Annotated in this window: 12 protein-coding genes and 3 tRNA genes; 5 read left to right on the forward strand and 10 right to left on the reverse strand. The window is 33.1% G+C overall.

The genetic code is table 11. The annotated features are described in order from the left end of the window. Positions 1-241: 241 nt before the first annotated feature. A complete protein-coding gene (locus tag HM982_RS16230) occupies positions 242-8,149 on the forward strand; it encodes a LamG-like jellyroll fold domain-containing protein (RefSeq protein ID WP_179354386.1) in 7,908 nt (2,635 codons plus the stop codon). Positions 8,150-8,220: 71 nt separating this feature from the next. Further along, positions 8,221-9,129, forward strand: coding sequence for a leucine-rich repeat domain-containing protein (locus HM982_RS16235; protein ID WP_179354387.1), 909 nt, complete (start codon positions 8,221-8,223; stop codon positions 9,127-9,129). 698 nt (positions 9,130-9,827) lie between these two features. Here the strand turns inward: HM982_RS16235 and HM982_RS16240 are convergent. The 10 genes from HM982_RS16240 to tsaD form a co-directional block, all read right to left on the reverse strand. Beyond that, positions 9,828-9,901, reverse strand: a tRNA-Arg gene (locus tag HM982_RS16240). A 33-nt stretch (positions 9,902-9,934) separates the two neighbouring features. Continuing rightward, positions 9,935-10,009: transfer RNA gene (locus HM982_RS16245), tRNA-Pro, on the reverse strand. Positions 10,010-10,060: 51 nt separating this feature from the next. Beyond that, positions 10,061-10,149: transfer RNA gene (locus HM982_RS16250), tRNA-Ser, on the reverse strand. 445 nt (positions 10,150-10,594) lie between these two features. After that, complete coding sequence (locus HM982_RS16255) at positions 10,595-11,773, reverse strand: class I SAM-dependent methyltransferase (protein ID WP_179354388.1); 1,179 nt, start codon at positions 11,771-11,773, stop codon at positions 10,595-10,597. A gap of 6 nt (positions 11,774-11,779) precedes the next feature. Next, entirely contained in the window at positions 11,780-12,868 is a 1,089-nt protein-coding gene (locus HM982_RS16260; RefSeq protein ID WP_179354389.1) for an AI-2E family transporter, read from the reverse strand. 82 nt (positions 12,869-12,950) lie between these two features. Beyond that, on the reverse strand, positions 12,951-13,460 hold the full coding sequence (locus HM982_RS16265; RefSeq protein ID WP_179354390.1) for a TrmH family RNA methyltransferase: 510 nt from the start codon (positions 13,458-13,460) through the stop codon (positions 12,951-12,953). Between the two features lie 53 nt (positions 13,461-13,513). Beyond that, entirely contained in the window at positions 13,514-14,155 is a 642-nt protein-coding gene (locus tag HM982_RS16270; protein WP_179354391.1) for a DUF4159 domain-containing protein, read from the reverse strand. 4 nt (positions 14,156-14,159) lie between these two features. Beyond that, complete coding sequence (locus HM982_RS16275) at positions 14,160-14,864, reverse strand: 16S rRNA (uracil(1498)-N(3))-methyltransferase (RefSeq protein WP_179354392.1); 705 nt, start codon at positions 14,862-14,864, stop codon at positions 14,160-14,162. After that, the gene (locus HM982_RS16280) at positions 14,864-15,496 is read right to left on the reverse strand and encodes a peptidylprolyl isomerase (protein ID WP_179354393.1); all 633 of its coding nucleotides are present in this window, start codon (positions 15,494-15,496) and stop codon (positions 14,864-14,866) included. The genes HM982_RS16275 and HM982_RS16280 overlap by 1 nt, the downstream gene beginning before the upstream one ends. A gap of 289 nt (positions 15,497-15,785) precedes the next feature. After that, positions 15,786-16,808 (reverse strand): tRNA (adenosine(37)-N6)-threonylcarbamoyltransferase complex transferase subunit TsaD, encoded by a 1,023-nt coding sequence (tsaD, locus tag HM982_RS16285; protein ID WP_179354394.1) that lies wholly within the window; start codon positions 16,806-16,808, stop codon positions 15,786-15,788. A 169-nt stretch (positions 16,809-16,977) separates the two neighbouring features. Here tsaD and HM982_RS16290 point away from each other — a divergent pair, with 169 nt between their 5' ends. The 3 genes from HM982_RS16290 to gap all read left to right on the forward strand — a co-directional run bounded on the left by HM982_RS16290 (position 16,978) and on the right by gap (position 23,539). Further along, entirely contained in the window at positions 16,978-21,381 is a 4,404-nt protein-coding gene (locus tag HM982_RS16290) for a translocation/assembly module TamB domain-containing protein (RefSeq protein WP_246296893.1), read from the forward strand. A 137-nt stretch (positions 21,382-21,518) separates the two neighbouring features. Next, a complete protein-coding gene (gene pfkA, locus HM982_RS16295; RefSeq protein WP_179354469.1) occupies positions 21,519-22,505 on the forward strand; it encodes a 6-phosphofructokinase in 987 nt (328 codons plus the stop codon). 32 nt (positions 22,506-22,537) lie between these two features. Beyond that, positions 22,538-23,539, forward strand: a complete 1,002-nt coding sequence (gene gap / locus HM982_RS16300) for a type I glyceraldehyde-3-phosphate dehydrogenase (protein WP_179354395.1) — start codon at positions 22,538-22,540, stop codon at positions 23,537-23,539. The last annotated feature ends 2 nt before the right edge of the window (positions 23,540-23,541 follow it).

The following is a 23,541-nucleotide window of genomic DNA, read 5'->3' on the forward strand; positions in this document are numbered from 1 at the left end:
ACATAACTGTAACTATAGCTAAACAGCTATTCGTTTGTTGGTTAGTTTTTTAATAAAATAATTAGCGTTAATTATTTTTAAATAAACCTCCTTAGTTAATTAATCCAAATATGCTTATTAAGCAACTGTTAAGTATTGATTGATATTTAACAATCACATTATTTTCTCTTAAAATTCAATCCTTTTGAGCGGTTTACTTTTGACCTAGATTTATAATTCTTAAAAAAATAACACAACCAAAATGAAAAAAATTTTACTATTTATTTTATTGTTTTTTTCTCTTTGTATGAGTTTTGAGCTTAATGCTCAAACAGTCATACCAGGAGATTCTTTGGTGTTTGGTCCTATGTTTAGTCCTGTTTATGAAAACAAGGTGAGAGTATGGGTACTTACTAAAGATAACACAGGGTCAGGAGATGCACTTTCCTTATCCATGACGGGTTCTCAAGCTCAAGCAACAGAGTTGAGTGGCACAGTTTTTAATTCTGACGACAGAATAGGCTATTACCTAAGGTCTTATGAATTTGATAATTTAACGGAAGGTGAAACGTACACTGCTAGTTTGCAAATTAACGGTAGTGCATCTGAAAGAACCTCCTCAATCACTAACGACCAAAATGTTATAGACAATTTTGAATTTTTAGCAGGTGGATGCGGAAGAATTTATGATACGTCTCGCTGTGTAGACATTCCGGAATCATTAACACATATTAATGGTAATCCAGAGATGTTTAACCATATGGCAGCAGAAGATGCTGATCTTATGGTTTGGTTAGGTGATGCTACTTACCTTTTAGGGTTACAACATGCAAATGGAGAGTGTCCAGATGCAATAGATGATTGGGCTAATAAAGATATGGCGTTTGATCGTTATATGTTTTACAGACAGTTTCATGATCAATTAACTATGGCAATGCCACAATTATCTATTACAGATAACCATGATACCGGACCGAATGAGTTCGATAAAACAATGGCTACATTACCAGAAATGCGCGATATATTTAAGGACTGGTGGCCAAATCCTGAATATTTAGATACGGTAGAAGGCGAAGGCTTGTATTCTTCTTATGTTTATAAGGATGTAGAGTTTTTCTTAACAGATAACAGAAGTTACAGAGATGGTACTGCAGATCATTTTGGTGATGAACAATTAGAGTGGTTAAAACAAGGACTGCTTAATTCAACAGCAACGTTTAAAGTTATTATAAATGGTACACCAACCTTTAGAGAAGTTGGAGGTAGAAACTTTAGTGTGAGTAACCAAGCCGATGAATTTTTACAATTTATTCAAACGAATAATATTAACGGCGTTCTGTCTTATTGTGCAGATATACACGATCAACGTTTTATGGTACGTGAAGGAGATACAAAATATCCCATGTACGATATTATGTCTGGTAATATCAATTCGGATATTGGAGGTAATGGTGAAGAAGGGAATTATAATGTAAACTATAGTGCTTCAAATGATATTCTTACAGGAGTGAAGCATGGCTATGTGCGTACAAATGTTTATGGAGAGGAAGGCGATAGAAGAATAAAATTTGAATATGTTGGTTTTGATGGTGCCACATTTTTCGAAGAAGTAGTTCACCAAGATATGTTAACGAGCCAAAATTCTGATGCACATAATTTATCTTTAGATTTCACAAATGCTGTAGTAGATAATTCAGAGTATAATCATGTATTAGAAGCGACTAACTATAGTTTTGGAGACGATAAAGATGCCAATGCAAACAGTGCTTTGGTGTTTTCTGAAAATACAACACTTTCTGTACCTGCTTCAACAGCTTTAAATTTTTATGATAAAGCGTATAGCTTAAGTTTTTGGGTTAATCCAAGTATTTTAGCATCTAATGGAGCAACTATAGTTTCTGACGCTAATGCGACTTCAGGAGTTTCTTTTGGAATTTCTAATAACGGAAACTTAAATTATAAAGATCATGCGACAGGAATTACACATGAGAGTAACTATAGCGTTTTAGAAAATAGTTGGTCGTACATTACTTGGAAATACGATAACGTAAGAAAAAAATTAACCTTGTATTATAATGGGTTCTTAATTCAAACATGGAATAATGTATCGTCTCCTACAGCATCTTCTTCTGATTTTCTAATAGGAAATAATATAGAAGGCAAACAATTTATAGGTAGCATTGATGATTTAGAGTTATATGCCAGACTAATTTCGGATAATGACATATTAGAAAATGCAGATGTAGAATCTAATCGTGGTGAGATGTTAACTTTATCAGGCGCACAGCAAACAGGAATTCCATCTGATATTTCTAATGCATTATTCGCAGATAATTTTACGGTTCAATTTTGGGCAAAATTAAATACAGATCCTGCAAGTAATGCGTCTATATTTTCTACTCATGGTAGAGTTGATAACAATTCTACAGGACTTTCTCTTGAATTTTCTGCTGATAATAAATTAAATGTCGTTGTAGGAACTAATGGTTCTGGTTGGAATAAGATAGACAACCAAGGTGATGCTTGGACTGTTGGAGAATGGAATCATATCACTATATCTGCAGAAATAGGAGGAAACATTAAATACTACCTCAATGGTGTTTTTGTAACTGAAATGGCATATAACGGTTATCACCCTAATACGTTTGGTTTAGGATTTGGATACAGTCCTAATTACGGAAGTGCTATCCAAGGTGATATAGATGATATGCGTATTTGGAGCAAAGTTTTAACATCTGATGAGATTGAGCAGTCTTTACATTATCCGTTAGTAGGTGATGAGACGGACTTAGAGTTGTATTACAATTTTACACCTGCAACCGAAGCCGCTACGACTATTACTAGTGCTGGAGCCGTAAATTATGAAATGAACATTACTTCTGCAGCATTAACATCTGGCACGGCTCCTTTAGGAAATATTCCAGCTATTTATCGAGACTTTGTTTCAGGTAAATGGAGTAAGAATAATAGTAGTCTTAATAATGGTTTAAGTTTTTCTGATGACATTACCTTATTTACAAGTAACATTATAGTAGGTAAACAAGACGACACAGCTATTTCAGAAGTCTCAAATATGTCTGAGGTTCAATATTTACAAGGCGGATGGAAAATAGATCCTTTAAACACCCCATTTGCAACTTTTAAATTTAATTTAGAAGAAACTGTGGGAACAACATCTGCCAGTGCCATTTCAGCAGCTGCTGGGCATTATTATTTATTGAAGCAAAATGAAGGCGAAACCGAATTTACTATGGTAGATGAAGGTACGTTTGATGGTACTAGCATTAGTTTTTATAATGTTAATATTGAAGAATCAGTTTATTACTTAGCTTGGGAAGAAGGCGAATTTGTTCCAGGAAGAGGAGGTGCTTTAGCCTTGGTAGATAATCACGATGTGAAAATTCATTATACCTCACCTGAAATTATTTTAGGAGGTGCACATACCATGGAGCTTTGGTTAAACTTACCTGCTGATCCTAGTGAAAAACCTATTCTTTCTAACCATGGAAGAATTGATGGGAATACTACAGGGTTTACTTTAGAGTTGGAGGATAACAATAGCTTAAGTGCGGTGTATGGAAATGGTTCTGGTTGGACGAAAGTTACTTCTGCAACAGTGCTTCATTTTGGCGAATGGAATCATATTGCTGTAAGTACCACACCTGGAGGTGAAGTGCAGCTTTATATTAACGGTCAATTAGAAGGAAGTACAGCATTTACAACTTATGCACCAAATAGTACTTGGGATTTTGCCCTTGGTCGAAGCTTAGGATACGGAAAGCAAGTACTTTTGTTAGCCGATGAATTTCGTATGTGGTCAGAAGCGCGTTCACAAGAAGAGATTATTTCGGGTATGCATAGTGTATTAGATATAACGGATGAAAATCTACAGTTTTATTACACTTTTGATCAAGATGATAATGGAGTATTAGAGAACAATGGTATAAATGTAAGTGAAGTTAATTATACTAATGCATCTATTATAGCCGCTACGAGTCCTGTTGCAGAATCTATTGTAGATTTTGAAGATGTTATAGCTGCAAGTTGGAGTTATACGAGTGAGACTACAAGTGGTATGTTTGTAGATGGAACCATTAGTAGCTTCATAGAAAACATCGTTTTTGGTAGAGATAGTAATAATACAATATTAGACTTACCAAATGCTATAGAGGAAGATACACATTATATAGCTGGTGGGTGGAATGTTAATGCTATGAATATCACCGCCACTGATATCGCAATTGATTTGTCTGCCGTTTTTGAAAATGTAGAAATGATTACGGCGACGGTTGGAGAATACATCTTAATTAAAGGAGATCCTCAAGTAGCCTATGAAGTTGTAGCTTCTACTGATACAACAACTGATAATGTCGTAACTTTTAATGATGTTGAGATAGGTAATGGTGTTTATTACATAGCTTATCAAGTTGATACCGCAGCGGCAATTCTTGCTCAAGGTGGCGCCTTTAATCTTGAAGGTGGTCATCAAGCTCAAATACCTACAGCTGATATAGAAGCTGTTTTAGCAGGCGATTTTACAATTGAATTGTGGACTAAATTAACGGAGGATCCAGGTAGCAACGTACCACTATTATCTAACCATGGAAGAATTGATGATAACACAACTGGTTTTTCATTAGAACTGCCTACTAATAATTCTGTTAATGCTGTGTTTGGTACTAATGGTTCTGGCTGGAATAAAGCAGAGTCGGGAGATGCATTAACTATTGGCGAGTGGAACCATATAGCAGTTACAGTGTCACTTCTAGATAGTGAATTAAAACTTTATGTAAATGGCGAATTAAAAGCGACTAATGCTTTTGATGCTTATGCACCTAATAGCACTTGGGATTTTGCCTTAGGCAGAACTATTAATTACAATGGCGAATCAAATTCTATTATGGATGAATTAAGAATTTGGACCAAAGCTAAAACTCAAGACGAGATTGTAGCAGAGATGCATCAAACACTTCTTGATTCAGATGTAGACTTAGCATTTAACTATACGTTTAATCAAGACGATAGTGGATACCTTGTAAATTCAGGTAATACAGTATTAGAAGTTGCATATACAGATGCAGATATTGTTCCTGCTACAAGTCCGGTACGTGTTGCTGAAGCACCGTTTAATAATCAAATTGTAGGAAGTTGGAGTTATAAAAATGATGATTCTAACGGAATGTATTATGCAGAGGCTATCACTGATTTCAACAGTAATATTGTGTTTTCGAAAGAAGCAGGCGATGAGGTGTTACCAACAGCAGAGGCTTCAGAAACTAATATTTTATATCTAAATAGCCGATGGAAAATTGATCCTTTATTTATGGCTTCAGGATCTGTTAAGGTCGATGTATCCAAAGTATTTGAAAACTTAAATCAAGTAGAGCTTATTGCAAATGAATATTATTTATTATCTGGAGATCCTTCAGCAACTGTAGAGATAGTAGCAACAGGAATTAAGGAAAATAATATCGTTATTTTTAATGAGTTAGCATTTGATGAAGGACAACCATTATATTTAGCTTGGAAAAATATTAATGAATATCCTACAGGAAGCTTTCCTATTGTATCTGGAGGGTTATGGAAATACAATGACTTAGGGCAAGATTTAGGAACAACTTGGACTGCATCAATGTTTGATGATAGTTCTTGGTTATTTGGAAACGCTATTCTAGGTTATGGCGATGGTGTAGAAAGTACTACGTTAGATTATGGTACAGATGCTTCCGCTAAACACCCAACTTATTATTTCCGTCATATTTTTAATGTAGAAGATGTGGATGCTATTGGTAACCTTGTTTTCAATATGATGTATGATGATGGTGTTATTGTTTATGTTAATGGAACCGAGGCTTTTCGATTAAATATGCCTGAAGGTGATGTTACATATGATATGTATGCTTCAGGAGAAATAAGTGGAGATGCAGAAAGTGCTTGGACAACAATGCAAACAGCTAATTTACTTCAAAATGGAGAAAATGTTATAGCGGTAGAGGTACACCAAAATAACGGCACAAGTTCAGATGTTCGTTTTGATATGGAAGTAGATTATGAGTTACCACCACTTGAAGTAACTAATTATCCTGTACACAAAGATGAACAATGGTATGTTTTAGATGAAGGTACCGATTTAGGAACAGATTGGTTAGCTTTAGACTATAATGTGATTCCTTGGAACAGAGGTTTTGCGCCTTTTGGCTATGGAGATCCTGTAAATACAGAAGTAGCTTACGGTCCTGATGCCAGTAATAAATACATCACCACCTATTACATAAAAGATATTGAAGTGTCTTTAAGTGAATTAAGTGATATGGTAGAATTAGGACTACGTAGAGATGACGGTGCTATTATTTATATTAATGGTGTAGAGGTATTACGTAGCAATATGCCTACAGAAACTGTAGATTATTTAACTACTGCAAGTAGTGCTATTGATGGTATTAATGAAAATATCTACTATACGTCTACGGTTGCAAAAGAGATGTTTGTAGAAGGGGTTAACCGCATTGCGGTAGAAATTCATCAAGCAAATGCTTCAAGTTCAGATACACGTTTCGATTTATATATTCAGAATACACAAGATTTAGCGATAGATTGTGACGAGGAACACATCAGTTGTTTAACGTCTATAACACCAACTTCACAAACAAGTAACTTAATTTTATCCCCTGAGCATAATTTTCAGGTCGTTATGAAAGAAGGTGACCCGTATTCACTAGGAGGTGGTAATATGCCAGGGACTAATGACTTTACAGCTTATGTAGCTATTGAAGGGAGTAGTGAAGAAGGGTATTTATCTGTAAATCATGAAAACACACCTGGTGGAGTATCTATCTTAGATATTAATCTAAATACAACTACCCAACTTTGGGAAGTTGATGAAAGTCAGTCAGTAGATTTTTATGGTACAGATTTAGTAACTACAACACGTAACTGTTCTGGTGGTATCACACCTTGGGGAACCGTAGTTACAGCGGAAGAAAGTACAAATTCTGGTGATGTCAATGGCGATGGCTATGAAGATGTAGGTTGGTTAGTCGAAATTGATCCTGTAACAGCTTCTGTTTTAGATTATGATAACGATGGCCAAAAAGATAAGTTATGGGCAATGGGTAGAATGAATCATGAAAATGTTGTTATTACCGATGATGGAACTACAGCTTATTACGGAGAAGATGGCGGTACACATTGTGTTTATAAATACGTAATGGATACACCCGGTGATCTTACAGAAGGAACAGTATATGTTTTAAATATGGATATTGCCTTATCTGGCAACGACCCTAGTTCTTCAACAGGAACTTGGATTGAAGTTCCAAATGACACACAGTCCGATAGAAACAACTTAAGCACTATTGCTGGTAATCTTGGAGGTACAGCTTTTAATGGTGTTGAAGATGTTGAAATTAATCCAATAACCGGTAAAATTTATTTTGCTGCTAAAGGTTTAAGTCGTGTGTACAGATTTACCGACAATGGAGTGACCTTAAGTGATTTTGAAACCTTTGTAGGTGGAATGAATTATGATGTAACTTCAGAGAATGGGACACAGTCAGAAGCTTGGGCAGACGGTAATGATAACTTAACTTTTGATGACAAAGGCAACCTTTGGGTACTTCAAGATGGAGGTAAAAATTACATATGGGTTGTGCGTCCAGATCATACGCAAAGTAATCCAAATATAGAGTTGTTTGCGTCTATGCCATCAGGCTCGGAGCCTACGGGTTTAACCTTTACTCCAGATTATAAATATGGTTTCTTTTCAGTACAACATCCAAGTGGAAGTAATACATCGCAAGTAGATGCTAGCGGAAATGAGGTTACATTTAATGTTTCAGCAACTATTGTATTTGCTTTAAATGAAAATATTGGAGAAGAAGAGCCATTGAGTATTATTGATCAACAACTTATTAAAAATATAAGTTTATATCCTAATCCTACAGGAGGAAACGTAACATTACAATTCCCAGCTTCTTTCTTAGATGAAACGGTAACTGTAGAAGTAACAGATATTTTAGGTAGAACTTTAATCAACTATAATAATTTAAGTGTTGATGACAATCATCAGTTATTACTAAACTTAGGAACGTTAAAAGCAGATAATCAAGTGCTTTTGTTAACGGTTAAGACAAATGATGTGAAGCAACAATTTAAAGTGTTGTTGAAGTAAATTATAATAACATACATTAATAATTATAGAAGCAGACATTTTTGTCTGCTTCTATTTATATACACTAATTTATGATACGTTATACCGTTTTTGTTGCCATTTTTAGTTGGTTTGCTGTGGTCCAAGCCCAAAATGCAAATCCTAAAGAAACAAGGTTATTTAATGCCATAGAACTGGCTAATAAAGAAGCCAATAAGGTTGAGCAATTAAGTTTAAGAGATCAGCATCTATTTAACATGCCCAAAGAAATAGGAGAATTTAAATCGCTCATATTTTTAAATATGATGGGTAATAGTTTAGAATCTTGGAATTATGATATCTTTAAGTTAAAGCATTTAGAAGTCTTAATTGTAAAGCAAAATGACCTAAAATTTCTTCCAAAAGATATTTCTGAGTTTAAAAAATTAGTTCGTTTCAATATCGCTGCTAACAACATTACAGCAGTCCCAGAAACAATTGGCGAATTAACAAAATTGAGATTTTTACATTTATCGTTCAATGATATAACATCGTTGCCAGAAAACATAAGCACTTGTGAAAGTTTAGAAGTGTTAGAGGTAAATCATAATCAATTACGGTTTTTACCGAAAGAACTTTCTAAGTTAAAAAAATTAAATGCGCTCAATTTAGGTTATAATCAGTTTTATGAATTTGATTCGGATTGGTTATTGATTAACAATTTAAAGTCTCTTAATTTAGAGCACAATAGTCTTAAGGCACTTCCGGTTGAAATCTCTAAATTATCCAATTTAGAAACACTTATCATCAATGATAATAAATTGGAAGAGCTACCTTTAAGTATTGTTTCGCTTTCTAAATTAGAACTATTAATTTTATCAAATAATGCACTGACAGCATTACCTAATGATTTATCAAAATTGAAACATTTAAAGACCTTAATTTTAAAAGGTAATAATTTTCCTAATAAGGAAATTGAAAGAATAAAAGAAGAATTACCTAATTGTAACGTTTATTGGTAGAATTTAATTATGGAATACTATTTTACAGATAATACAACCTACGATTCTTCTAAATTAGTATCAACGTATTATGACACTGAAGTTTAACTTCTAGATTAATTCAATGGCCAATATAAAATCTGTTTTTTAATTCAGAATATGGAATGTATGTAGAGTAACTCATAATTATAAAACACAAAAAAAACTCACTATTTCTAGTAGTGCTTCTGGTATCACTTAAGAGATGAATTTAGGACCACCCGGATTATAAAGGATCATTCCTTAAAGTGAATACCATACTATTTTGCGAGTTTTAAAACGTTATTTGTAAAAAGCTATCTAGGCAGTACAGAGTTTGTCTTAGTGAATTTAATGATTGGAAGTATAAATCACATGTATCAGTGGCTTATTTTCCCACAGAATATAGGATTATATCTTTTTATTCACAAAACAGTATTTTATAATCAAAATGTTATAGTGGTATTTATTACCATATTTTATTAAAATATTGTTAAAAAGCAATTTGTGTGCGTAAAGTGTGCGTAATCGAGTATTATTTTAAAAATAGTTTGACTTAATAATTAATATTTAGTCATAATTTTTGTTCAATTCAGACTTGTCCTTGTTAATAGTAAAAAGGTGAAACCTGTTGATTTACAGGTTGATACAAAAGTTTTTTGAATACAAAAAAGCCTCACTATTTCTAGTAAGGCTTTTTGTGATCGCACTAGGATTCGAACCTAGGACCGCCTGCTTAGAAGGCAGGTGCTCTATCCAGCTGAGCTATGCGACCATTTAGAGTAAAACTCTAAAAATTCAATAAAAGTCGGGGTGGCAGGATTCGAACCTGCGGCCTCCACGTCCCAAACGTGGCGCGATAACCGGGCTACGCTACACCCCGAATGATTATCTTAAATATTACTTACAGTCGCATACGCTGTAGTAAATTTAGCGGAGAGACAGGGATTCGAACCCTGGGTAAGTGTTTCCACCTACGACGATTTAGCAAACCGCTCCTTTCGGCCACTCAGGCACCTCTCCAATATTTATAAGAACATATGTCTTTAAATGCGGGTGCAAATATACATTAACATTTAAAATATCACAACTATTTAAAAATTTTTTTATTCAAAAAAAGACATTGATTTTAAATCCTATTTTTAACTCTATATTTATCAATTATATAGCGATTATATTTTTTACTGTAGGATGTAAAAAAGATATTGAAATTAGCTTTAGTGAAGCTATGATAAAGTAATGAAAAAAGGAAATTTAGGTGTTTTAGTCATCGTTGTCCGAAGGCCGCTTTGCTGTTAGGCATAAGAACCAAGACCTATTTCTAACGAGTTGAGAACAAGTTTTATTTTTATGCTTTTATAATAGCATGTTCTTATTCTTCAAAACTCTTAAAACCGTTTGTTTTATTAAAGTTTAATTATTTTTAATAGGACACCAATACAATTTAAAAAGACTTTTATTTAAAGCCTTAAATTTTAGAACATACAAGAACTATTTTAGCTTCATCATAAGTTGTAGTGAAAAATAGATACGTTGTTCCGCCATCTTTAACTTTTAATTTTTTCCTTATATCTTGAACTGAAAGCGGAAAATTTCGTGTTGTAATATTAGCTTTCGTAATCTTTTCTTTAGAAAATATTTTCTTATTAAAAGGTAATATCTTTTCTATCTTGAAGCGCCTACCAGGGAATTCTAAGAGTGCTTCAGAAGTATATAAATGAGAATGTTTGTGTAACTTATTTAGGTTTAAAATAGCACTAACCGAATTGAATCCTCCCGACTTTAATATTGCTGAGTTGGGTTCGTATAGATAAGTAAGCGGTTTGCTATACTTGACCAATGCTTCAGGTTCTTCACCAATAGTAAATTCAAAATGTTGCGAATGGTTCTTTTGTAAATTCACGGTTTTAATAATGACTTTGCCTTCATAATTACGTTCTAAAACCCACAGTAATTCTTTAACCTCATTATTTAGTGCTACCACATGAATTTCTCTTACATATGCTAAATCTAAAAGTGTTGCTGTTAGATCTAATAATGGTGATGTTTTAATCATCACGTTTTTGGCATAGTGCAGAAATAGATTTTGATGTGTTTCTATGTTTGGCTCACAGTCGGCTAATAAAAATACTTTCTGCTTAGATTGATCTCTTCTTGAGGGGTCAATATAAATCCAATCGAAAGGCTGATTCAGTCGTTTTAAAGCCTCAATACCATTTTCATTTAAGCAAGTGATGTTTGATGCCTTTAGGACGTCAAAATTGTGCTGAACGAGTTCTGAAAGTTTGGTATTGATTTCACAATGGGTAACTTTGTTTACTTGTTTTGAGAAGTAATAAGCATCAACTCCAAACCCTCCTGTAAGGTCAATAATAGTATTGCCTGAAATTAAGTTCGCTTTATATTCTGCTGTAGTCTCAGATGAAGTTTGTTCAATATTAAGTTTGTTGGGGAAATAGATATTTTCAGTATTAAACCACGAAGGAAGTTTTTTTTCGCAACGTTTTTTGGCCTCAATTTGTTCTATAATTAATTTCGGATCCACCGTTTTAAACGGAATGCCTTTCAACATTAACAATGAGGTATCTGAATTTATATGTGTAGATATGAATTCTTGAATATCAGTATGTAATAAGTCTTTATTCAAACTAAACTATAACCCTTTAGTAAGCTTTTTAACAATGTTATATTCCGATAAAAATTCTTTTAAAATAACTTTTATAGCGGTGTAAGATGGAATGGCGACAATCATACCAACAACTCCAAATAATATGCCCGATATAATTATGACTAAGAAAATTTCTAAAGGATGTGATTTTACACTTTTTGAAAATATATAGGGTTGTGTGAAAAAATTATCTACCAATTGTGCAAAAATAAACCCAATCATGACATAGATTGTTTTGGGTAATATAACTTGACTAAAATTTTCGCCTATGTTGCTAGACATACTTAATAGTAATATTAAAAAACCACTGACTAAAGGCCCCACATAAGGCACCAGATTAAGTAGTGCACATAGAAAAGCAATAACGATGGCATTGTCAATTCCGAAGATTAATAATACAATCGTATAAATTACAAATAGAATTAAAATTTGAAGAATAAGACCAACAAAATAGCGTGATAGTAAATCTTTTATAGCGGTAATTGAGCGTTTGGAGCGTTCTTCATTTCCGCTAGGCACAAAAGTCATAACGCCATCTTCAAATAATTTGCTGTCTTTTAAAAAGAAAAATGAAATAAAAAGTACCGAAAATAAACCGACGCTAAAGGTGCCTAAACCACTTATAAAACTATTTAGAAAGTTAGGGATAATGGCAAAGTCTAGTTTAGAGAGTACATTTGTATCTTGTATTGAGGCTTCAACATCAATATTATTAAATTCAAAATAGGTGATAATTTGATCGTATAAATGCTCAATATTACCTTGTAGTTCTTCAATATTAAGTAAGGCTAAATTATGCCCTTGTTCGATAATAAGCGGAATAAAAAGTCCAACAAGCCCTGTTAAAACGCCTAATAATAAAACCATGGTTACCACCACAGCAAAGGTGTTGTGGAATTTTAAACGTTCTCTTAAAAATAAAATGATTGGTCTTCCAATTAAAGAAATAACTACAGCAACGGCAATATATACGATTACAGATTGAATTTTATAGAGAAAAAAGAGTAGTAAAGCGATGGCTAAAATAATGCCTATTGCTCTTAAAATTCCGTTGGCTATGATTTTTGAATTCATGCGATAAATATAGTTAAAGCTACTGAAATATTATAGTTTAGTTTTTATCTGTTATAGCTTTAATTGAGTAATAATTACTCTTTTAAATGCTTTGATTTAATTGTTTTGTCATCTCATAAAGCGCAATACTTGTAGCTTGTACAACATTCATACTGCTATTAGTTCCAAACATATTAATATGAACAACAGCATCTACTTGTTCTAAGGTTGTTTCTGAAACACCGAAATTTTCATCGCCTAAAATTAAGGCAATGGGTTGTTTTGTATTTAAGTTAAAACGCGATAAGGCTTGGCTGTCTTCTGTAATCTCTAAAGCAATGAGGTAATAATTATTAGCTTTTAAGGATTGAATTTCTGTATCTATATTTTCTCTTATACTGTACGATACATATTTTTCTGTAGAACGAGATGTTTTAGTCATTCGTTTTCCTAGTGCAATATCAGTACCACAAAAAATTAGTTTCTCAATATTAAAAGCATCTGCTATACGGAATAAACTCCCTATGTTTGGCGCGTTTCTAACATTATCACAAACGACTGTTATAGGGTGTTTTTGTTTCTTAAAGGTGGAGTTGTAATGATTGAGTTGCAATAGCGTGTAGAATTAGAAGGATTTAAATATGTTGGTATATATTGAAATCCGTATTAGTTTTCAAAAGCATATTTTACAATATTAGCGCCCATTTGTAATGCTTTTGTTCTAACCTCTTCTGGGTCATTGTGGACTTCGGCATCTTCCCAGCCATCTCCTAAATCACTTTCAAAAGTAAATAATAAGATAAGTCTACTCTCATGGAAAATACCAAAAGCTTGAGGTGCTTTGCCATCGTGCTCATGGATTTTTGGTAGTCCGTTAGGGAATTCATAAATAGTGCTAAAAATACTATGGTCTTTAGGGATTTCAACTAATTCATTATTTGGAAAAACTTTCTTTAATTCTTTAGTAATGTAGGGTGCCATACCATAATTGTCATCGATATGAAGAAAGCCACCTGAAATAAGATAATTTCTTAAATTTTCGGCATCGTCATCACTAAAAAATACATTGCCATGGCCTGTCATGTGTAGCAGTGGAAATTGAAAAATATCAATACTACCGACTTCCACAGTTTGAACGCTTTCATTAATATTTGTATCTATATGGTCATTGCAATATTTTGCTAGGTTAGGTAATGCTGTTGGGTTACTGTACCAATCGCCACCACCTTTATATTTTAAAATGGCAACATCTTGTGCAAATAGAAAAATAGAAAAAAGTGAAAAATATAAGGTTAAAAGGCTTTTCATTGATTTATTCATTTAAAAACGCAACCGAGTGGCAAGCAGCAATAGCAGCTGTTTCAGTACGCAAACGAGTCTCACCCAAAGTTACGGGAATAAACTGATGTTGCAAGGCCATTTCAATTTCTTTAACGCTAAAGTCGCCTTCTGGTCCAATTAAAATGAGACAATCAGTTGCTGATTTTAACTGTGATTTTAAAGATTTTTTATCGGTTTCTTCACAATGAGCGATATAAGTGGCTTCGGTGAATTCTTGACCTATAAACTCCTTAAACGCTATGGGTTTATTGAGTATGGGTAAGTAATATTGTAAAGACTGCTTCATTGCAGACTGAATAATTTTTTCAAAACGTTCAAGTTTTACAACCTTACGTTCACTATGCTCACAGATAATAGGCGTAATGGTTTCTACACCTATTTCAGTTGCTTTCTCTAAAAACCACTCGTATCTATCATTCATTTTAGTAGGCGCAACTGCGAGATGTAAGTTGTAGTTCCGCTTTGGCTGAAAGCTTTTAGAGCTAACCGAAACCACACAGTTTTTTTGGTCTGCTTGTGTGATTTCGGCAGTAAAGCGCCAACCTTTTCCATTGGTTATATGTAAAGTATCTCCTTGTTTTTTACGTAAAACTTTAGCGATATGTCTGCTTTCGTCCTTATCAAAGCTAAAGCTTGTATCGTTTTCTGAAATATTTTGATTATAGAATAATTGCATTAATCGATATCTTCAGTAAATTTTAATACCGTAACCTCTTCAATTAAGGTTATTGGCTCAGTTTTAAGAATTAAATAATAGATTTTATTGTCTAAATCATCAACCATAAAAGCTTCATTTACAGGATTGCTTTCGCTGAATGCTACAGCATCAAAAGCTTCAGACATGTCGCCGGCTTTAATCCAGCCCGTATCACCACCCATTTTTGCCGTTGGCCCTTGCGAGTGATATTTAGCCAAGTCTTTAAAACGGTAGCCTTGCAGAAATTGATTTAATATTTTTTGTCGTCTAGATTTCGCTTCTTCATCTGATGTATTAGCAGCATTAAACTCTATAATTCTGAATTTTGAATAATTAACATCGGCTTTATCGACAACCTTATAAAACGTTTTTTTAAAGTCTGTTCTAATAACTTTTTTTCCGCCTTTAGCCATGTTAAACAACTCATCGGCTAATTTAGTTTTGTGCTTTGCTTTGTTAAAAGTGAAAAGTTTTCCTTTTTTAGGTTTGTTGGCCTTTAAAAATATTTGTGCTTCCTCTGGTGTAGAAATAGAATCGAGTTGTGTTTCTAATTCTGATTGAGAAAAACCTATTAAAGGCAGTAATAATAGTAGTGTAAAAAGATGTTTCATGTTAAATTTATTTAGTTTTTGATTCAGGGTAAGTGCAAAAAAACTAAATTTTAAGTTAGTATTGAAATAATGCTCATAAGATGTTAACAGATGTTTTAACAATTCTAAAATACAAATCAATTTTATAGAGTGATTTTGAATATGTTGTATGGAATAAAGCAACCCTATTAAAACTGAAACAAAATTTACTTCATTGTCTTTATAATAATCTTATTTTTCCGATAGAATGTTATAACGGGTACATTTCTAAAGGAGTTGACGTATTAATTCTAACGCGTATCAAAAATCACTAGATTTTTAAACGTGCTGTTGCCATCACGTCAAAATCTGAAAAATCCTTTTCTAAATATTTTAGGTAACCAACAATAGCAATCATGGCTGCATTGTCTGTTGTATATTCAAATTTTGGAACATAAGTTGCCCATCCAAATTTCTGTTCAGATTCTTTTAAAGCTTTTCTAATTCCGGAGTTAGCTGAAACACCACCACCTATAGCGATGTGTTTTATGGCTGTTTGCTTCACTGCTAATTTCAATTTAGCCATTAAAATACCAATTATAGTATATTGAATAGAAGCACAAATGTCATTTAAATTCTCTTCGATAAAATTAGGATTGGCTTTTACTTCACGTTGAACAAAATAAAGAATAGCGGTTTTTAATCCTGAAAAGCTAAAATTTAAGCCCTCAACTTTTGGTTTGGTAAATTGATACGCTTTAGGGTTACCTAGTTGTGCTCTTCGGTCAATTTCCGGACCAGCAGGATAGCCTAAACCTAATACTTTTCCACTTTTATCATAAGCTTCTCCAACAGCATCATCTATAGTTTCGCCTAAAACTTCCATTTTAAAATGACTACTGACCTTAACAATCTGTGTGTGTCCACCAGAAATAGTCATTGCTAAAAAGGGAAAAGGCGGTTTTTTATGATTGTCCTCATCTATAAAGTGGGCTAAAATATGCGCTTGCATATGGTTAACATCAATTAAAGGAATGTTTAAACCGTAAGCCAGAGATTTGGCAAATGATGTCCCTACCAATAAAGAACCCATTAAACCAGGGCCTCTTGTAAATGCAATAGCACTTAATTGTTCTTTTTTAATACCTGCTTTTTCTATGGCCTGATGAACCACTGGAACAATATTTTGTTGGTGAGCTCTTGAAGCTAATTCAGGAACAACACCACCATATTCGGCATGAATTTTTTGATCAGCAACAACATTGCTTAAAATTCTGTCGTTACAAAGTACAGCAGCCGAAGTATCATCGCAAGATGATTCAATTCCTAGGATGTAAATATTTTCTTTTTTCATAGTCGATATTAGGCACAATAATTGTTAATTTTACCATTCATAGTCCAATGCTATATTTAACAACGTATTATATGGGCAAAGGTAATAAGAATTCACACATTAAAAACTCATTATTTCTATCAAACGGATACTTAAAATATTAGGGAAAATTATAGCAATACTATTGCTTTTGTTTTTCATTTTGTTTTTGGTATTGTCTATTCCTGCTGTGCAAACTAAGCTAGGTAAATATGTTACAGATAGATTAAATAATGATTTTAAAACCGATATTAATGTAGGGCGTGTTGGTCTTCAACTTAATGGCGATATAGAGCTCAAAGAAATACTGATTAGAGATTACAAAAAAGATACCTTAATTAGTGTCGGTGTATTAAATAGCTCTATCATTAGTTTTAGCAATTTGTACAACAGTAAATTGAACTTTGGAGATATAAAACTTCAAAATGTACTTTTTAACTTAAAGACCTATAAAGGGGAAGCCGAAACGAATTTAGATGTGTTTGTTGCTAAATTCGATAATGACAACCCAAGAGTTGGGCCTAGCGAATTTCTGTTTTCTTCGAGTGACGTGTCTATAGATGGAGGTGTTTTTAAACTCTCAGACGAAAACTTAGAAACCCCAAAAGTTTTTGAATTTACAGCATTAAACGCCAATACCACTAATTTTTTAATTAATGGTCCTGAGGTAAGTTGTCGGATTAATAAGTTTAGCTTTAGAGATAGTAGAGGTATTGCGGTTAAAAATTTAATGGCAAATTTTGAATATACGCTAGATCACATGAATTTTAGTGATCTAAATATTAAAACTGAATTGTCAGATTTAAAAGGTGATTTAAGGTTTGACTATAAACGTGAAGATTTAAAATATTTTAAAGATAAAGTTAATGTTGAGGCAAGTTTTAGGGATTCGGATATTTCACTAACAGAGCTTAATGTCTTTTTTGATGAATTTGGAATTGATCAACATGCTAATTTTAATGCTGATTTATCTGGGACTTTAAATAATCTTAATGCAACTAACCTTAATGTTAGTACATCTACTAATACCAGAATTATTGGTGATATCACTTTTAAAAATTTATTTAGTAATGAGGAGGATAGCTTTGCTCTGCAAGGTGATTTTAAAAACTTAGCATCAAATTATAATGATTTAACAGCGTTATTACCAAGTCTATTAGGTAACTCTATTCCGAGTGTGATTTCTAAAGTTGGAAATTTTCAAATAAAAGGTACCTCGTATATCACAGCAAAACAGTTAGGAGCCAAAATTGATATAAATACTGATTTAGGGTTTATAAAATCCGATTTACAACTTACAAATATCAATAATATAGATAATGCAAGTTATGTTGGAAATGTTGTTTTAGAAGAATTTGACATCGGAAAACTAATTAATGACCCCTTAGTTAAAACAACCACTTTAAACCTTGATGTCGATGGAAAAGGCTTTACGATAGATAATTTAAGTACCGAAGTAACAGGAGATATCTTTGTACTCGATTATAATGGCTATACGTATCGCGATATTTCACTTGCTGGTGATCTTGGAAATAAAATATTTAATGGAATAGTAAAAGCAGAAGACCTAAATTTACAACTCGATTTTAATGGCTTGGCCGATTTTTCTGAAGACATTAAGACTTTTGATTTTAAAGCTCAGGTTGGTTACGCAAATCTTAATAAATTAAACTTTGTAACTAGAGATAGTATTTCTGAATTTAGAGGTTTGGTGACGATGTCTGCCAAAGGCTCTACCATTGATAATGCCGTAGGCGCAATTAATATTAAGAATACCACATATAAAAATCAAGATGAAAGTTATGTATTTCAAGATTTTGATATTGTGTCTTCTTTTGAAGGGAATGAGCGTACTATTGATATTAACTCACCAGATATTATTGATGGCTATATTAAAGGTCAGTTTAAAACCAAGGACATTTTAGGTTTAGTTGAAAATTCAGTAGGAAGTATTTATACAAATTATATCGCAAATGAGGTTGAAGAAGGTCAGTATATCGACTTCAATTTTAATATTTATTCAAAAATAGCGACAGTCTTTTTTAAAGATTTAATACTAGGAAAGAATACGTTTATAGAAGGCCGAATAGAAACCGATGAAAAAGGTTTTGAGTTGACTTTTAACTCTCCCGAAATTAAATTTAAAGATTATTTCGCTAATAGCATTAATGTAAATATAAATAACAGTAATCCGCTATATAATACTTATGTAGAAATTGACAGCATAAGTGCAGGGGTTTATAATATGTCTCAATTTAGTCTTATTAATGTTACCAAGCGCGATACATTATTAATTAGGTCGGAATTTAAAGGAGGCACAAATAATACCGATGATTTTAATCTCAATCTATTTTATACTATAGATGAATCTAATCAATCCGTTGTAGGCATTAGAAGATCAGATGTATTATTTAAAGGTTATGAGTGGTTTTTAAATGCAGAAAACGACAGCTTAAACAAAGCACGTTTTGATAGGAAATTTGAAACCTTTGATGTGTTGCCAATTAAAATCACTCAAGGTGATGAAGAAATTTTGGTTTCTGGTAAAGTAGTGGACTCATTAAATAAAGATTTTAAGGTCGATTTTAAAGACGTTCAATTAGTAAAAATAACGCCTCGTATAGATAGTTTAGCTTTAAAAGGTGTTGTTAATGGTGATCTTGATATTCATCAAAATAATGGCGTTTACTTACCGAAATCTAATGTGGAAGTCAGTGGGTTGTTCGTCAACGACTACGACTTAGGAAATTTAAATGCTAAAATAGAAGGTAATAATTCTATTACCAATTATAATGTTGATGTGACTTTAATCAATGACAATTTAAAATCGTTTGATGCCAAAGGAACTATTGATATTGCAGAAAGTAATCCAAGGATAGATTTAGATGTTAATTTTGAAGAATTTTTACTCGATCCGCTCAATCCTTTAGGAGAAGGTGTTATTAGTAATATTAGAGGATTGGTTTCTGGTGATGCTAAGGTTACCGGTAGTTTAAATAAACCGGCTATTTATGGCGAATTATTACTCGATAGAGCAGGACTATCTATTCCGTATCTCAATGTAGATTATGGTTTTGATTTTGACTCTAAAGTATCTTTAAGAGGGCAACAATTTATTTTTAATGATGTTGCAATGACAGATTCTAAATACTTTTCTAAAGGAAGTTTAAATGGTTTTATAGCACACGATAATTTTTCGGATTGGAAATTAGGCCTAGAGCTAGATACCGATCGACTTTTAGTGCTTAATACCAAAGAGTCTGAAGACGAATTATACTACGGTACAGGGTTTATTTCAGGAAAAGCCGAAATTAAAGGACCAACAGATCAGCTCGTTATTAAAGTCATTAATGGAAGAACCGAAGCAGGAACCGAATTTTTTATACCTTTAAATGATTCCGAAAGTTTTGGAGATAACTCCTTTATTCATTTTTTAAGTCCAGATGAAAAAGCTGCCAGACTAAACGGAGAACTCACAGAGATTATTGAAGTTAAGGGCTTAGAATTAGATTTTGACCTTAATGTTAATGAAAACGCCGTAATTGAAATTGTAATAGACAAGGAAGCAGGAAGCACTATAAAAGGTAGAGGTGTAGGTGGTTTAAACTTTTTAATCAACACCAACGGTACATTTAATATGTGGGGAGATTTTGTGGTCTATGATGGTTTTTATAACTTTAAATACGGCGGCTTTGTAGAAAAGCGTTTTAAAGTTGAGCAGGGGGGAAGTATTGTTTGGGAAGGGGATCCAATGGATGCCGAATTAAATTTGAAAGCTTTGTATGAAGCTAGTGCTAACCCTTCCGTTTTATTAGACAATCCCATCAGTCAAAGTATAGATGTAGAAGTTGAAATTCATTTAACAGGTCGATTAGAACAACCCGATCCAGAATTTGCCTTTAGATTCCCTAATGTTAATTCTACAGTGAAATCTGAGTTAGAGTACCGCTTGTCTTCCAAAGAAGAACGCGATAATCAAGCTCTAATATTTTTAATGTCCGGCGGGTTTTCAAGTGGTGTAACAGGCGCTAATTTTACAGGGACTATTTCTGAACGACTTTCAGGGATTGTAAATAACCTTTTTGGTTCAGGTAATGATAACTTAGATGTTGGTTTCGATTTTGAAATTGGTCAAGACACCCCCGAACTACAAACCAATAATAAGGTAGGTTTTACACTTCAAACTAAAATAAGTGATAAGATATTAGTTAACGGAAAGGTTGGTGTACCGTTTGGTAGTGCAAGTCAAACCGTAATTAGTGGCGATGTTCAAATAGATTTATTGCTAAACGATGATGGAACACTTAGAGCAAAAGTGTTTAATAGAGAAAATAGTATTCGAAACTTTGGTGAAGAAATTGGTTTTACCCAAGGGGTTGGTTTATCATATAATGTAGAATTTGATTCTTTCAAAGAATTACTTCAGATTATCTTTTCGGGTAAAAACAGAAAAGATAAAAAAGAAAAAGAAGAAGAAAAAGAACAGCCAGATACCGATATTATGATGCCAGCTTATATGTCGATGAAAAAGAAAAAATCCAACTCAAAGTCTTAATTTTTTGTAAAATTTATGGATTATTAAATAATTTATCAACGAAAACGTTTGAATTGTTTCTTGTATATTATTTTTATGACAATAGTCACTTTTTTATATATTTTCTTTCTTAATTTTACTGTAAAATAAATAAAATGATGCTGCAAACAATTAAAAAAATAGGTGTTTTAACTTCCGGAGGAGATGCTCCAGGAATGAATGCCGCAATTAGATCTGTAGTAAGAACTTGTGCTTTTCATGATATTAAATGTTATGGTATTTATAGAGGGTACGAGGGAATGATAGATGGCGATTTTGTTGAAATGAATGCACGAAGTGTTAAAGGAATAATCAACAAAGGCGGAACCGTGTTAAAATCGGCACGATCAAATAAATTTAGAACAAAAGAAGGAAGAGTTACCGCATACGAGCAATTAAAAAAAGCAGGAATTGATGCTTTTGTTGTTATTGGTGGTGATGGTAGTTTTACTGGAGCTATGGTCTTTAATAAAGAGTTCGATTTTCCGGTGATGGGAATTCCTGGTACTATAGATAACGATATTTTTGGAACCACTCATACCTTGGGTTATGATACCGCATTAAATACGGTTGTAGATGTAATTGATAAAATTAGAGATACAGCAAGTTCACATAACCGCTTATTTTTTGTAGAGGTTATGGGAAGAGATGCTGGTCATATTGCCTTAAATGTAGGTATTGGAGCTGGAGCAGAAGAGGTTTTAATACCTGAAGAAAATTTAGGTTTAGATCGTTTATTAGAGTCGTTAAGACGTAGTAAACAATCAGGTAAATCATCGAGTGTTGTTGTCGTTGCTGAAGGTGATAAAATAGGTAAAAATGTTTTTGAACTTAAAGACTACGTAGAAGAAAACATGACAGAATACGAAGTAAGAGTTTCTGTTCTAGGACACATGCAACGTGGCGGACCACCATCGTGTTTTGACCGTGTTTTAGCGAGTAGAATGGGTGTAAAAGCTGTTGAAAGTTTAATTACAGGCAAAAGTAACTATATGGTAGGTATGAAACATGACGTTATGGACTTAACGCCATTTGACCAAGCTGTTAAAGGAAAATCAAAAATAAACAAGGAGCTTTTAAGAGTTTCTGATATAATGTCAATATAAATAACATAATAAAAACCAAAATAAATAGAGATATGGCAAATTTGAAATTAGGAATCAATGGATTCGGTAGAATAGGAAGAATTGTTTTTAGAGCAACTGTAAAGCGTAACGACGTAGATGTTGTTGCTATTAATGATTTGTTAGATGTAGAGCATTTAGCATATTTATTAAAGTACGATTCTGTTCACGGTAGATTTGATGGAACCGTTGAGGTAAAAGATGGTCACTTAGTTGTAGACGGAAAAACAATTCGTATTACTGCAGAAAAAGATCCAAAAAACCTTAAGTGGGATGAAGTAGGTGCTGATGTTGTTGCTGAATGTACTGGTATTTTTACAACTTTAGAAACAGCTCAATATCATATTGATGGTGGTGCTAAAAAAGTAGTAATTTCTGCTCCAAGTAAAGATGCCCCTATGTTTGTAATGGGTGTTAACGATAATACACTTACTGCAAGTAATACAATTGTATCTAATGCATCTTGTACAACTAACTGTTTAGCGCCTATAGCTAAAGTAATTGAAGATAACTTTGGAATTGAAGAAGCGTTAATGACAACAATTCACGCATCAACGTCTACTCAATTTACAGTAGACGCACCTTCACGTAAAAATTACCGTTTAGGTCGTTCTGCATTAAATAACATCATTCCTTCATCAACAGGAGCTGCAAAAGCAGTAGGAAAAGTAATTCCTGAGTTAGATGGAAAACTTACAGGTATGGCATTTAGAGTACCAACTGTAGATGTTTCTGTAGTAGATTTAACAGTTAAAACAACTAAAGAAACGTCTTTAGAAGATATTAAGGCTGCTATGAAAAAATCAGCAGAAGGTGAAATGGCAGGTGTTTTAGGTTACACTGAAGATGCTGTTGTTTCTCAAGATTTTGTTAGCGAAGTTAGAACAAGTGTTTTTGATGCTGATGCTTCAATTGAGTTGAATTCTAAATTCTTTAAATTAATTTCTTGGTACGATAACGAGTTTGGATACTCTAACAAGATGATTGATTTAGCTCAAAAAGTTAATAGCTTATAATC

This window comes from Winogradskyella vidalii (assembly GCF_013403955.1).
GTDB lineage: Bacteria > Bacteroidota > Bacteroidia > Flavobacteriales > Flavobacteriaceae > Winogradskyella > Winogradskyella vidalii.

Coding starts and splice junctions, on each gene's coding strand:
- HM982_RS16235 (WP_179354387.1), top strand. CDS start 8,221: ATGATACGTTATACCGTTTTTGTTGCCATTTTTAGTTGGTTTGCTGTG.
- HM982_RS16280 (WP_179354393.1), bottom strand. CDS start 15,496: ATGAAACATCTTTTTACACTACTATTATTACTGCCTTTAATAGGTTTT.
- gap (WP_179354395.1), top strand. CDS start 22,538: ATGGCAAATTTGAAATTAGGAATCAATGGATTCGGTAGAATAGGAAGA.
- HM982_RS16275 (WP_179354392.1), bottom strand. CDS start 14,864: ATGCAATTATTCTATAATCAAAATATTTCAGAAAACGATACAAGCTTT.
- HM982_RS16230 (WP_179354386.1), top strand. CDS start 242: ATGAAAAAAATTTTACTATTTATTTTATTGTTTTTTTCTCTTTGTATG.
- HM982_RS16270 (WP_179354391.1), bottom strand. CDS start 14,155: ATGAAAAGCCTTTTAACCTTATATTTTTCACTTTTTTCTATTTTTCTA.
- tsaD (WP_179354394.1), bottom strand. CDS start 16,808: ATGAAAAAAGAAAATATTTACATCCTAGGAATTGAATCATCTTGCGAT.
- HM982_RS16260 (WP_179354389.1), bottom strand. CDS start 12,868: ATGAATTCAAAAATCATAGCCAACGGAATTTTAAGAGCAATAGGCATT.
- pfkA (WP_179354469.1), top strand. CDS start 21,519: ATGCTGCAAACAATTAAAAAAATAGGTGTTTTAACTTCCGGAGGAGAT.